Source organism: Niabella sp. ZPM-14 (assembly GCF_055693045.2).
In genome coordinates this window covers 3178651-3190616 of the sequence record NZ_CM181148.1, presented here as the reverse complement: position 1 = coordinate 3190616, position 11966 = coordinate 3178651, and the positions used below count along the sequence as shown (strand labels likewise).

General features: G+C 48.2%; 15 protein-coding genes. 8 read left to right on the top strand and 7 right to left on the bottom strand.

All coding sequences use genetic code 11. From position 1 onward, the window contains the following. The first annotated feature begins 94 nt into the window (after positions 1-94). From ACU37H_RS13600 to mnhG, 7 genes are read left to right on the top strand one after another with little or no spacing between them, the layout of a single operon-like run. Complete coding sequence (locus ACU37H_RS13600; RefSeq protein WP_472703564.1) at positions 95-2404, top strand: putative monovalent cation/H+ antiporter subunit A; 2310 nt, start codon at positions 95-97, stop codon at positions 2402-2404. 1 nt (position 2405) lies between these two features. Beyond that, complete coding sequence (locus tag ACU37H_RS13595; RefSeq protein ID WP_472703565.1) at positions 2406-2819, top strand: Na+/H+ antiporter subunit B; 414 nt, start codon at positions 2406-2408, stop codon at positions 2817-2819. A gap of 2 nt (positions 2820-2821) precedes the next feature. Then, positions 2822-3178 carry a Na+/H+ antiporter subunit C gene (locus tag ACU37H_RS13590; RefSeq protein WP_472703566.1) on the top strand — a complete coding sequence of 119 codons (357 nt, stop codon included), beginning with the start codon at positions 2822-2824 and terminating at the stop codon, positions 3176-3178. Continuing rightward, positions 3175-4677, top strand: coding sequence for a proton-conducting transporter transmembrane domain-containing protein (locus tag ACU37H_RS13585; protein ID WP_472703567.1), 1503 nt, complete (start codon positions 3175-3177; stop codon positions 4675-4677). Before ACU37H_RS13590 ends, ACU37H_RS13585 begins: the two co-directional genes overlap by 4 nt. A gap of 9 nt (positions 4678-4686) precedes the next feature. Then, the gene (locus ACU37H_RS13580; protein WP_472703568.1) at positions 4687-5163 is read left to right on the top strand and encodes a Na+/H+ antiporter subunit E; all 477 of its coding nucleotides are present in this window, start codon (positions 4687-4689) and stop codon (positions 5161-5163) included. Positions 5164-5186: 23 nt separating this feature from the next. Next, positions 5187-5432 (top strand): monovalent cation/H+ antiporter complex subunit F, encoded by a 246-nt coding sequence (locus ACU37H_RS13575; protein ID WP_472703569.1) that lies wholly within the window; start codon positions 5187-5189, stop codon positions 5430-5432. Beyond that, entirely contained in the window at positions 5425-5853 is a 429-nt protein-coding gene (gene mnhG, locus ACU37H_RS13570) for a monovalent cation/H(+) antiporter subunit G (RefSeq protein ID WP_472703570.1), read from the top strand. The genes ACU37H_RS13575 and mnhG overlap by 8 nt, the downstream gene beginning before the upstream one ends. Positions 5854-5990: 137 nt before the next feature. Here the strand turns inward: mnhG and ACU37H_RS13565 are convergent, their stop codons facing one another. The 7 genes from ACU37H_RS13565 to ACU37H_RS13535 form a co-directional block, all read right to left on the bottom strand. Further along, positions 5991-6434, bottom strand: coding sequence for an SRPBCC domain-containing protein (locus ACU37H_RS13565; protein WP_472703571.1), 444 nt, complete (start codon positions 6432-6434; stop codon positions 5991-5993). Positions 6435-6443: 9 nt separating this feature from the next. Next, positions 6444-6878, bottom strand: coding sequence for a VOC family protein (locus ACU37H_RS13560; protein WP_472703572.1), 435 nt, complete (start codon positions 6876-6878; stop codon positions 6444-6446). Between the two features lie 13 nt (positions 6879-6891). Next, positions 6892-7668 carry an alpha/beta fold hydrolase gene (locus tag ACU37H_RS13555; RefSeq protein WP_472703573.1) on the bottom strand — a complete coding sequence of 259 codons (777 nt, stop codon included), beginning with the start codon at positions 7666-7668 and terminating at the stop codon, positions 6892-6894. 44 nt (positions 7669-7712) lie between these two features. After that, positions 7713-8273, bottom strand: a complete 561-nt coding sequence (locus ACU37H_RS13550) for a dihydrofolate reductase family protein (protein WP_472703574.1) — start codon at positions 8271-8273, stop codon at positions 7713-7715. Continuing rightward, a complete protein-coding gene (locus ACU37H_RS13545; protein ID WP_472703575.1) occupies positions 8270-8680 on the bottom strand; it encodes an SRPBCC domain-containing protein in 411 nt (136 codons plus the stop codon). The genes ACU37H_RS13550 and ACU37H_RS13545 overlap by 4 nt, the downstream gene beginning before the upstream one ends. A gap of 6 nt (positions 8681-8686) precedes the next feature. Continuing rightward, positions 8687-9076: a VOC family protein gene (locus tag ACU37H_RS13540; RefSeq protein WP_472703576.1), complete on the bottom strand. Its 390-nt coding sequence runs from the start codon at positions 9074-9076 to the stop codon at positions 8687-8689. Positions 9077-9171: 95 nt separating this feature from the next. Further along, entirely contained in the window at positions 9172-9765 is a 594-nt protein-coding gene (locus ACU37H_RS13535) for a Crp/Fnr family transcriptional regulator (protein ID WP_472703577.1), read from the bottom strand. 162 nt (positions 9766-9927) lie between these two features. On the opposite strand from ACU37H_RS13535, the gene ispG reads away from it, so the two are divergent. Continuing rightward, complete coding sequence (gene ispG, locus ACU37H_RS13530) at positions 9928-11958, top strand: (E)-4-hydroxy-3-methylbut-2-enyl-diphosphate synthase (RefSeq protein WP_472703578.1); 2031 nt, start codon at positions 9928-9930, stop codon at positions 11956-11958. Positions 11959-11966: the final 8 nt, after the last annotated feature.

Genomic DNA, 11966 nt, shown 5'->3' with positions numbered 1-11966 from the left:
GACCTTGCTTTCTCGCAGTAAATACTGATGTTTTTGCGGAAAAACACCCTATTTTTCTTATTTTTAGCCGAATCAGAAATCAAATCTGTTATACATGCTCATAACGGTCCTCGCTGGCTTCCTGACTTCGTTTCTAATCGTTCCATTAGGCAAATTCCTGAAATCTAAGTGGAGCATTTTATTGACCTTGTTGCCGGTCGCCCTTTTTATTTATTACCTGAGGCTGATCCCCAATATTTCTTTGGGACAGGAATTTTTCGAGTCCACCGCCTGGGTGCCCTCGCTGAATGTGAACCTGGATTTCCGGCTGGACGGGCTTTCGTTGCTTTTCGCGCTGCTGATCACAGGTATTGGGACTGCCGTTTATTTTTATGCACGCACCTATCTTAAAGGGCATCCCTATTTTGATCGCTTCTTCGGCTACCTGAGTTTGTTCATGGCCGCCATGTTGGGCATGGTGCTCTCGGATAATATTTTATTGCTTTTCATTTTTTGGGAACTAACGAGCATCAGCTCGTTTTTCCTGATCGGATTCAATAATACGAACCCGGATTCCCGGAAAAGCGCACTGGTCGCGCTTTCTGTGACAGGGCTGGGCGGGTTCTTCCTGCTGGCCGGGCTGCTGCTGCTCGGAAACATAGCCGGCACTTATTCCATTGCTGAACTGATTTACAGCCGGCATATCATTATCGATCATGCGCAATACCCGCTGGCGCTGGGTTTGATCTTTATGGGCGCGTTCACCAAATCTGCACAGTTCCCATTTCACTTCTGGCTGCCCGGCGCTATGAAGGCGCCGACACCGGTATCGGCTTATTTACACTCAGCGACTATGGTGAAAGCCGGGATTTACCTGCTGGCACGTTTCGATCCCATCCTCGGTAACACGCCCCTCTGGAACTATACGCTCATGATCGTGGGCGGCTTCACCATGTTGTACGCCGCCTTTCATTCCCTGTTGCGGACAGATCTGAAAAGTATCCTGGCTTATTCGACCATTGCGGCATTGGGCATGCTCACGTTTTTAATCGGCATCGGCACACGCGATGCGGTGATTGCGGCCAGCGTTTTTATCTTGGTGCACGCACTCTACAAAGCGTCGCTATTCCTGGTCACCGGCGTCGTGGACCACGAAACGCATACCCGGGATATTACTCAATTGTCCGGGTTGAGAAAAGTACTATTGCCGGTAGCTATCGCCGGGCTGCTGGCAGCGCTCTCAAGCGCGGGCATTCCCTTCTCCTTCGGGTTTATTGGCAAAGACCTGATCTATGAGGCCACCTTGCATGCGACGCCCCTGCCGGTTGTGATCTTAACGATACTGGCGGTGCTGACCAATATCGGCCTGGTGGCGGCTGGCTTCATGGCGGGCATCAAACCCTTTACGGGAAAGCTACCGGCTGCCTACGCCAACATCAGGCTACCCTATACTTCCATGTGGCTGCCGCCGCTGCTGCTGTCGATCCTGGGTGTGCTATTTGGATTAATGCCCGGCTACATCGGGGAGCTCTTTTCTGCGCAGGCCGCCAATGCGATGCTTGGTAGTGATATGAAATTTCACCTGAAGATCTGGCATGGTTTCAATACTGTATTATTGTTGAGTTTGCTGACGCTCGCAGCAGGTACATTTATCTATTTGGTGAATAAGCCTTCTGCGCGCAAAGCCCCTATCACAGCCGCGTTCAACCGATTGGCGCCGGGGCATCTTTTTGAGCAATTGGTGAGCGGTGTTTTCCGGCTGTCAGAGTGGTATACCGGCAAATTTCATAACGGTTACCTGCGCTCCTACCACCTGCAGATCATCGTATTTGCTGAGCTGCTGCTGGCTTATAAACTCTGGCTCAGCGGCCCCGTGGATATTAATTTTTACAATCTCGCCATGCTCAGCGTATACGAAGTTGCCATCGTAGCTATCCTGATCGGAGCGCTGTTCATCATGCTTACCACCCGGCTCCGCCTCACAGCGGTGGTGTCTATGAGTGTGATCGGATATTGCATCTGCCTGATGTTCGTATTTTACAGCGCGCCGGACCTGGCTATGACACAGTTCACGATCGATACGCTGACTACGGTGTTGTTTGTACTCGTCCTCTATAAGTTGCCTCCCTTTCTCAACCTCGGTACAAAAAGGGAACGATACCGCGATATTGCAGTAGCCTTCGGCTTTGGATTGATCCTTTGTATGGTGGCATTGCAGGTGCATCATGAACCGATAACTACCGCCACCAGTGATTTCTACGGCGATAACGCGTATCACCTCGCTAAAGGTAAAAACGTGGTCAACGTGATCCTGGTAGATTTCCGTGGCATTGATACTTTGTTTGAAACGGTAGTGCTGAGCATTGCAGCTATCGGTGTTTACAATTTGTTACGATTAAGATTAAAACCTTCAGAAAAAGAATAGTATGAGAAGCAGCATTTTGCAAACAGCAACACGGTATCTGCTCCCGATACTATTGTTGTTCTCGATTTTCCTTCTGCTACGCGGACATTATTATCCCGGCGGAGGCTTTGTGGGTGGCCTGGTGGCTTCTATTGCCTTTGTGCTGCACAGTTTTGCCAATGGTACGGATGCGACCATGAAGTTGCTGGGCAGGAAACCGCTTTCGCTGATACCGCTGGGACTGGGCATTGCAGCGCTGAGCGTATTACTGCCGGTGGTGATCGGATTGCCGCCTATGACCGGCCTGTGGCTCGAAGGAAAAGTGCCCATCATCGGATCGTTGGGCACGGCCCTGTTCTTCGACCTCGGCGTGTACCTGGTGGTGATCGGTGTTGTATTAACAATATTATTCACGATCGCTTTAACCGACGATTAGATATGGAACTCTTATTAATACTGGTGATGGGGCTGCTGTATGCGGGTGGTGTATATTTTATCCTCCGCAGAAGCCTGGTGAAATTACTACTCGGTATCATGCTCCTGGGAAACGCCACCAACATCCTGATCTTTGTGCTGGGCGCCATTATTAAAGCAAAGCCACCGATTATAGGTTCTGCCGATGAGGTGTTGGACCGGGCCTATGCCGATCCTGTTCCGCAGGCCCTTATCCTTACAGCGATCGTGATCAGCTTCGCCCTCACCGCTTTTGCGATCGTATTGCTGAAACGCGTATATGCTTTGTTGGAAACAGATGATTTAGATAATTTAAATACTCCCGAGGAAGAGGATATATGAGCGACAACCTTATTTTGGCCCCTGTATTTATTCATTTGCTGATCGCTATTTTCCAGCTGGTCGCCTGGCGGAAAACGGTGACGCAGCGGATCCTGTCTGTTGGCGGGGCGCTGCTGGCGCTGATGGCTGCAGGCACTTTGTTGCAACACGTTTATTGGAACGGAACCATCACCATCAACGCTTCTAACTGGAAAGCGCCTTTCAGCATTGTATTTGTAGCCGACCTTCTGGGCGCCACAATGGTGCTGCTCACATCTATCGCCGGCTTCGCCGTTTCTATCTTTTCTGCGGTCGGCTTGAGCCGGCAGCGGATGCTATACGGCTACTTCCCCATCTTCCATTTTCTTTTAATGGGATTGAACGGAGCCTTTCTCACGGGCGACATCTTCAATCTCTACGTTTGGTTCGAGGTGATCATCATTGCTTCCTTTGTATTGATGACACTGGGTGGAAGAAAGAACCAACTGGAGGGCGCTTTGAAATACATGTCGATGAATATATTGGCATCCATGTTCTTCCTGACCGGTATCGGCATTTTGTATGGCATGACCGGGTCGTTGAATATGGCGGATCTCTCCCTGAAAATGCACGACGTTCAAAACAAATCCCTGGTGGGTATTACGTCTGTCTTTTTTATTTTGGGGTTTGGTATTAAATCAGCGGTGTTCCCGCTATACTTCTGGCTACCTTCTTCTTATCACACACCGCCTTCGGCAGTAGCGGCCACTTTTGGCGGGTTGTTGACGAAAGTAGGGATCTATGCGCTGTTGCGGGTGAACAGCCTGATCTTTATTCCAGACGACTTTACCAAAAAATTATTAATGGTCATTGCCGTGTTGACGATCATCACCGGTGCTTTTGGCTCGCTTAACAAAACGAATATCCGTCGGCTGTTTTCTTACCTGATCGTTTGTCATATCGGGTTTATGGTAGGCGGCATTGCAATGTTTACGAAGATAGCATTGATGGGCACGATCTTCTACCTGATCCATGACATCATGGTCAAAACCAATATGTTCCTGATATCCGGATTTATCATGCAGCTCCGCGGTGTCATCACCCTGGAAAAGCTGGGCGGGCTGTACAAGGAGTATCCGCGGATTTCCCTGCTCATCGCCATCGTGTTGCTGTCTCTTGTGGGTATACCACCTTTGTCGGGGTTCTGGCCTAAAGTGTATCTTTTCAGAGAAGCATTTACACAGCAGCAGTACTTTTATATAGGCGCATTGATCTTAGGCAGCCTCGTGACTTTGTATGTAATTGCTAAAATGTGGGCGGAGGTATTCTGGAAAGATATTCCCTCCGATGTAGTGGCGGAAAATAAATTTGAGCCGCTGCCCTTTTCAAGGAAAGTGCTGCTGGTATTGCCTATCGGGATACTGGGCACAGCATCCCTGTTTATAGGCTTGAATGCAGAAGTGATCGTGCAGATAGTAGACCGGATATCGGATGAGTTACTAAACCCCCACTCCTATGTGGACGCTGTATTTAAAAATTAATCGGGCGATATGGTAAAGAACTTTTTAATGAACCTGTTATTATCCTTTCTGTGGGTGGCGTTGACAGGATCGCTCTCCTACACGGGATTTCTTTTTGGCTTTGTGCTGGGTTTCTTTGTTTTATGGATCATGAACCGCAATGAGCAGGAGCGGCGCTATTTCTTCCGGGTGCCGAAGCTGTTCAGTTTTGCCTTTTACTTTTTGTACCAGATGATCAAGGCCAATGTGCAGGTAGCCTACGATGTGATCACGCCAAGGTATTTCTTCAGGCCGGGTATAGTGAGATACCCGCTGAGCGCAGCATCTGACCTCGAGATCAACGTCTTGTCCACATTGATCTCTCTCACACCTGGGACCCTGATCCTGGATGTAAGCGAAGACAAAAAGGCGTTGTACATACACGCGATGTACCTGAAGACGCCGGAAGCTTTTATTCACCAACTCAAGAACGGCATGGAACGCCGTTTGCTGGAATTATTACGATGACATTAGCAAACTATTTTGATTTTGTGATTTTACCGATACTGACCTTGTCGGTCGTGCTGGTATTTATCCGCTTGTTCAAAGGGCCGGCGATTGTGGACCGTGTGATAGCACTCGATCTGATCATCACTATCGGGATCGGGATCATTACCGTATATAGCATCAGGCAAAACCAGAAGATCCTTTTAGATGTGGCCATTATATTGGCGCTGATCGCGTTCCTGGGCACGATTGCCTTTTCTTATTATATAGAAAAACAAAAAGATGATTGATATAATTTTAGCCGTCTTCAGCACTTTAGGGGCATTATCCATTCTGTTCGCCTCGATAGGTATCCTGCGGATGCCAGACTTTTACCTGCGTCTTTCCGTAACGGTGAAGGCTTCCAGCCTTGGCGTCGGATTACTTCTGATCTGCGCTGCTATCATGTTTCCTGATGATGCTTCGGTCACTACCAAAGCGATTGCCATTATTTTTTTTCTGATCTTAACTGCGCCTATTGCCGCACACATGATCGGAAGAAGCGCTTATTTTACAGGCACGCCGCTCTGGAAAGAAACGATGGTAGATGAGCTGGACGGTATGTACAACAAAGATACCCACGCGCTGGAAAGCGATCCGGATAAAGCTTTAGATAAATCGACATCAACCCTCGATGATCAGATCGCGGATACAAACGAAGAGACGCGCTGAGCCGCAGGGTCCAACCAAAAAAAGTATAGCATTAAGTTGACGTATAAAAAAAATGATGCCACCAACACGCGAAAAATGCCGGAACAACTTTATCGTGTGTCGGTGACATAGGAAATCTTATGGTCCGGTATCCGGAATTATTTTTTCATGAAATCGAAAGCGCCCTTCCGGAGATGCACACCATACTCCAGCCAGGCTTTCATACAAGCCAGGAAATTAGACCAGCCTTCGGTTTGGCCGATCGCCCATTTGATCCCCTCTTCATCTGCCTGATGACCTTCTTCAAATACTTTTACTACCGTGTCCGACTCCGATCTTTTTTCAAGCTCGATCTTGACGACCGACTTTGGATCCCACACAAACTCAATTTTCTTTTCTGCAACAACCTCTGAAACGGTTACCGGATAGGTTCCTTCAAACTCCGGGAATGACCACTGGATCACAGCGCCCTGTTCCATTTTTCCAGAGCCTTGCGAAATGAAATACTGTGTCATGATAGCCGGATCGATGATCGCCTCAAACACAGTACTCACCGGCTTCTGAATCCCTATCGAGGCTTTCGCAATAATTTTCTGATCCATAATGTTAGATTAAGCGTTTTGTTGTTGTGACGGATAGTTGATCATCCATTTAACACCATACCGGTCTGTGAAGCTGCCGAAGTAGTCGCCCCAAAACTGGTCTGCCAGTGGCATTTCAACTTCCCCTCCATCAGATAAACCGTTGAACAACCGGTCGGCTTCTTCGCGTGAATCCGGAAAAACAGATACGTAATTATTGTTGCCTTCTACCAGTTTGTGTCCCATAGAAGGAACGATATCGGAGGCCATCAGCAAATCGCTGCCGATAGGAAGTGCAATATGCATCACGCGATTCTTTTCTTCTTCGGATAGATTTTCGCCACCAGGGGCATTGCCCAGCTTATGAACTTCTCCCGCAAAATCACCTCCAAAAACTGATTTGTAAAAAGTAAAGGCTTCCTCCGCCTTACCATCGAAATTGAGATAGGGATTTAATTTAGGCATAGTTATATATTTTTTAGTTTAAAAATTTTTGAATTTGCGCCACCGTGAAATCGATCAATGCATGATCGGTGATACGGTTTTCATCTGCCATCATAAACGATCCATGTCCGGCCGGAAGTATCATCAACCTGGCATCCGGTATCAGCAGTGACATCTCGACAAAATGTGCAGTCTTCACCACGTCCCGGTCTCCGCCGATCAGCAAAGCAGGCGCCTGGATCTCCTTTAGTTCCCGATCTTCCCAATCTTTAAAATCGATCATCCGCTGGCGGTCGCTTTCAAACATATGCAGCAATTGTTCTTCTGCACCCGGATTAAGTTGCAGGAAAATTTCTTTTAAATAACCCGGCATGTGATCGATCGTCACCTGGCTCATCCCGTCAAAGAAACCATCGATCATACCGCTGCGCTTCGTCACGCCAGACGCGGCAATGATCTTATCTACCCGTCCGGGAAATGATGCCGCCAATTTTAAAACCGTTGTAGCGCCGTTACTGAAACCGAAGAAGGAGGACCGTTCGATCCCTAATGTATCCAATAAAGCCACGATGTCGCTTGCATCCTGTTCGAAAGTCTCTGGCACCTCCCTGTGTTGGGAACGCCCATGATTTTGAAGGTCTATTCCAATCAGCTGAAAGGTACCGGACAACCGGGAGATCACTTCCGAAAAGTCCGGCCGCAACGAAGATCCTCCGCCATGAATCAAAGTCAACGGCTTTCCCGATCCATAGATCTCGTAATACAATTCAATACCGTTTACTTTTTTGTGACCGTATGCACCAGGTGTCATAAGATGGAGAATTTTATAGCTTGCGTCAATGAGTGAGTCGATGTTTATTTTAGCAGATGATATCGTAATGCCATCTCGCCGTTTACAAACTTTTTTGTTTCTGTAAGTTTAAATTTCTTAAACCCGTCGGGCGTCGTAAAGAGCGGAACGCCTTTTCCAAATAGAACCGGATTGATAAAGATCCAGTACACATCAATCAGCTGTTGCTGCATCAGTTGGCCCGCCAGTGAAGGACTACCGAAGATCATTATGGGTTTGTCCGATTGAGACTTGAGATCTCTGGTCTTTATAATAATATCATCGTTCCATACCAGGTCTTGCCCGCTGCTTTTCGTGCGGGATACGACGATCTTCTTCGCTTTGTTGTACCAGTTGCTATACCTGATCTCTGCTTTGGTAGCTGCCGGATTGGAGGCGGCTGTCGGCCAGTAAACATTCAGCAGATCATAGGTAACTCTTCCGGATAACATCGTATCTCCCTGCTCGGCTATGCCAGTGACATAGGACAGGTTATCCTCCCCCGGCTCAAACCCCTCAAGGGTGCCGTTTTCATCCGCCACAAATCCGTCTAATGAGATATGTGCAATTAAATGTATTGTGCTCATGGCTGCTCTGTAAAATGTTTGAACCGATCGAGCACCGATTGGCAGAAAGCTGCCTGCAGCTCTTTCGGCGTCTGTGCCTCCGGTTCAAAACTTTCTTTTATAATGGTATTACTATCTATCTGCTGAAACTCTATAACGGACGCTCGTCCGTCATCCAGCTTGTATTCAATTAATTCAAAAGGGATCACGTTCGTGTAAACACCGCGATGGTCAAAGCCTTCGCTGAGGTCTTTCTTTTCCATCCGGAAGTGGATGCTGCCGCCTGGCTTTAGTTCATTGCTCAGGACCTTGCATTGCCATTCTTCTGACGGAACATTCCATTGGGCGATACAGGAAGCGGATGTCCAGGCGTTCCACACGGTTTCGAGTGGTCGCAGTACTACGACACTAACGACTATCGGAAGCATAGATTATTATTTCATTGAATGAAGCCCGATCCTGTTGCCTTCTGTATCTGTCACGATAGAACAGAAACCATATTCGCCGATGGACATCTTAGATTGATGAATGGTGCCTCCGGCAGCAGTTACCCGGCTTTCTTCCTGCGCACAATCTTCGCAAGCGAAATAGAGGATGGTGTTGCTGCCGCCCGCCTTCTGCGCTTCCATTTTAACGAGGGTTCCGGAAGTGCCGAAACCATCCATGTTGCCGGGAAAGGATTTCATTTGCATGGACTGATCAGTGGGGTCGGACATCAGATCTAATTTTGTGTTCAGCACTGTTTCATAAAACCGGGTGGCTCTGTCCATATCGTCTACATAGATCTCGAACCATACGACGGGGTTTGCTTTTTGATTTTCCATATAGATGCTTTTGATGCATCAAATGTAGAAACAGTTATCACGCAATAACTTGTCATTTGGCAAGAAATGACAGAAGACAAACAATCGTCCGCATTTTAGACAGCCGTGCCCTGGGAAGATTTCACCAGGTCCTTCCTGATCCTGCTCAGCGAGGTGTCAGTAACACCCAGGTAGGAAGCAATCTGCTTCAGGGGCACGTGCTGTATGATCTGTGGTTTCTCTTTGACCAGCTTGAGATAGCGGCTGGTGGCGGTTTCTGTGATCATGTCCAACGACCGCTGCTTTACTGCAAAAAGCTGGTGCGAAAACCAGAGCCTGCCCCACTCCCGGAAGCCTGGCACGTTGTGATACAGCTCCTGGAAAGCGTCAAACCCGATCTTCCATAAGCTGCAGTCGGTTAAAGCCTGCAGGTTTTCCTGCGACGGGATGCGCTGAAACAGCGAAGCGGGAGCAATGACCGCTTCTCCATCCGTAAAATATTCTGTAGTGATCTCGTCGTTATTATAATTATGCACAAACGCCCTGATCAGACCTTCCTCCAGGATATAGTATTCGTTTGCCGTTCTGCCTGCTTTTAAAATCAGGTCGCCCCTGGAAAAAGCAACCGGCTCATGCGCTGCCGCAAGGGTTTCCAGATCTGTTGCTGACAAAAGAGGATGTTGGTAGATCTTACTGAAAACAGGGTGCATGGGAGAGAAATTTATCTAAACTTACATAAATTTTTTTGTCGGGAATATACAAGGCCCCGAAGGTAGTCCATAAGGAGCTTCAATGATGAGAACATCTTTTGCGGCTATCAACTCTTTGTATGTTAGCGATCCGGCCTTTGTATGAATTACTATCTTTGCACCATGGAATTATTTGCGGAATCGCTCTCTCAATACAAAAGATTGTTAACCAGGGAGGTAAGAATCGGAGACCTGCTGTTGGGCAACAATCATCCTATTCGCGTTCAAACCATGACGACGACGGACACGATGGATACCATCGCTACGGTCGAACAAACCATACGCTGCATCGAAGCCGGTGCTGAACTCGTGCGTATTACAGCGCCTTCTAAAAAAGATGCCGAAAACCTGCTGCCGATTAAAAACGAATTAAGAAAACGTGGATATACCACGCCGCTGGTAGCAGACATCCATTTCACTCCTAATGCTGCCGAAGTGGCCGCCCGCATTGTCGAGAAAGTGCGCGTCAATCCCGGCAACTACGTGGACAAAAAGAAATTTGAACAAATCGAATACACCGATGCAGAATATGCGGAAGAAATCGACCGCATCCGCGAACGGTTCACCCCCCTGGTTAAAATATGCAGGGAATATGGCACGGCCATGCGCATCGGCACCAATCATGGCAGCCTGAGCGACCGGATCATGAGCCGATATGGAGACACGCCCATCGGCATGGTGGAAAGCGCGATGGAATTTTTGCGCATCGCCCGTGCGGAAAATTACCACCAGATCATACTCAGTATGAAGGCCAGCAACCCGCAGGTGATGGTCCAGGCCTATCGCTTACTGATCAAACAAATGGATGAAGAATTTCAGGAGATCTACCCGCTTCACCTGGGCGTAACCGAAGCGGGTGACGGAGAAGAGGGGCGCATCAAATCTGCAGTCGGCATCGGCACCCTGATGGAAGATGGAATCGGCGATACCATTCGCGTATCACTGACGGAAGACCCCGAGCTGGAGATACCCGTGTGCAGGGATATTGTGAAGAGGTATGAAAGAGTTGACAAGTTGACCGGTTCACAGGTTGTCAGGAGAAATGAAAATCCAGCTGTGCAATCCGGCGATCAGCCAGTCAATGTATCAGCAGCCTACCATCCATTCAGCTTCAGGAGACACCAAACCATCCCCGTGAACAATATCGGCGGGGGCCAGGTTCCGGTAGTGATTGCAGATCTCAGTAAACTGAAAACGATCACGCCTGCGTCGTTAACTGGTATTGGCTATACCTACAACGAAGCAGACGATAAATGGAATATTGCTGATGCAGCAGCTGATTATGTGTACATCCATCAACCGGAGATCGGATTTGCGTTGCCCGGGACTTTGAAGGTGATCATGCCTTATGCGCAATGGTTACAAACGACGGACAAACATACCTGCTTCCCTGTTTACGAAGCCCAACAATTTGCTACGATCGATACGCCGGAAAGCGACATCCATTTTGTCATGGTCGATTGTCCTTCAGATGAACATTATATGGAAGCAATCAGTCAGAAACCCAACGTGGTACTATGCCTCAGCAGCAGGGAAAAGAATGCCATGCAAACGTTGAGAGCCACCTGCATCCGGTTAAAGGAAAAAGGTATTACCAATCCGGTTGTATTCATCACAGACAGTAACTGGGCCACGCCGGACGAGCACCTCATTCATTTTGCCACAGAAACCGGTGCATTGTTCTTAGATGGATTCGGAGATGGCATTTGCCTGGGCATGAGCCAGGATGCGTACGAGAAAGCAGCCAGTCTGAATGCCTCCGGCCGCAACTACCTTAGCAACCAGTCGCCGGAGCAGTTCATGAACAATACAGCTTTCAGCATTTTGCAGGCAACACGCATGCGTATTTCCAAAACCGAATATATTTCCTGTCCTTCCTGCGGAAGAACATTATTTGACTTACAGGAAACCACCACCAAAATCCGATCGGTCACCAATCACCTTAAAGGGGTTAAGATCGCCATCATGGGCTGTATCGTAAACGGACCGGGGGAAATGGCTGATGCCGACTTTGGTTATGTAGGCAGCGGTCCCGGCAAGATCACTTTGTACAAAGGAAAAGAAGTGGTCAAGAGAAATGTGAACAGTGAAGTGGCGGTAGATGAATTGATCAATTTGCTGAAAGAAAACGAAGCCTGGGTTGAACCGGCTTAAAAGTTAGC

What these genes read in the sequence shown, in the direction of transcription:
- ACU37H_RS13600 (WP_472703564.1), top strand. Translation starts at nt 95, where the DNA reads ATGCTCATAACGGTCCTCGCTGGCTTCCTGACTTCGTTTCTAATCGTT.
- ACU37H_RS13595 (WP_472703565.1), top strand. Translation starts at nt 2,406, where the DNA reads ATGAGAAGCAGCATTTTGCAAACAGCAACACGGTATCTGCTCCCGATA.
- ACU37H_RS13590 (WP_472703566.1), top strand. Translation starts at nt 2,822, where the DNA reads ATGGAACTCTTATTAATACTGGTGATGGGGCTGCTGTATGCGGGTGGT.
- ACU37H_RS13585 (WP_472703567.1), top strand. Translation starts at nt 3,175, where the DNA reads ATGAGCGACAACCTTATTTTGGCCCCTGTATTTATTCATTTGCTGATC.
- ACU37H_RS13580 (WP_472703568.1), top strand. Translation starts at nt 4,687, where the DNA reads ATGGTAAAGAACTTTTTAATGAACCTGTTATTATCCTTTCTGTGGGTG.
- mnhG (WP_472703570.1), top strand. Translation starts at nt 5,425, where the DNA reads ATGATTGATATAATTTTAGCCGTCTTCAGCACTTTAGGGGCATTATCC.
- ACU37H_RS13565 (WP_472703571.1), bottom strand. Translation starts at nt 6,434, where the DNA reads ATGGATCAGAAAATTATTGCGAAAGCCTCGATAGGGATTCAGAAGCCG.
- ACU37H_RS13560 (WP_472703572.1), bottom strand. Translation starts at nt 6,878, where the DNA reads ATGCCTAAATTAAATCCCTATCTCAATTTCGATGGTAAGGCGGAGGAA.
- ACU37H_RS13555 (WP_472703573.1), bottom strand. Translation starts at nt 7,668, where the DNA reads ATGACACCTGGTGCATACGGTCACAAAAAAGTAAACGGTATTGAATTG.
- ACU37H_RS13550 (WP_472703574.1), bottom strand. Translation starts at nt 8,273, where the DNA reads ATGAGCACAATACATTTAATTGCACATATCTCATTAGACGGATTTGTG.
- ACU37H_RS13545 (WP_472703575.1), bottom strand. Translation starts at nt 8,680, where the DNA reads ATGCTTCCGATAGTCGTTAGTGTCGTAGTACTGCGACCACTCGAAACC.
- ACU37H_RS13540 (WP_472703576.1), bottom strand. Translation starts at nt 9,076, where the DNA reads ATGGAAAATCAAAAAGCAAACCCCGTCGTATGGTTCGAGATCTATGTA.
- ACU37H_RS13535 (WP_472703577.1), bottom strand. Translation starts at nt 9,765, where the DNA reads ATGCACCCTGTTTTCAGTAAGATCTACCAACATCCTCTTTTGTCAGCA.
- ispG (WP_472703578.1), top strand. Translation starts at nt 9,928, where the DNA reads ATGGAATTATTTGCGGAATCGCTCTCTCAATACAAAAGATTGTTAACC.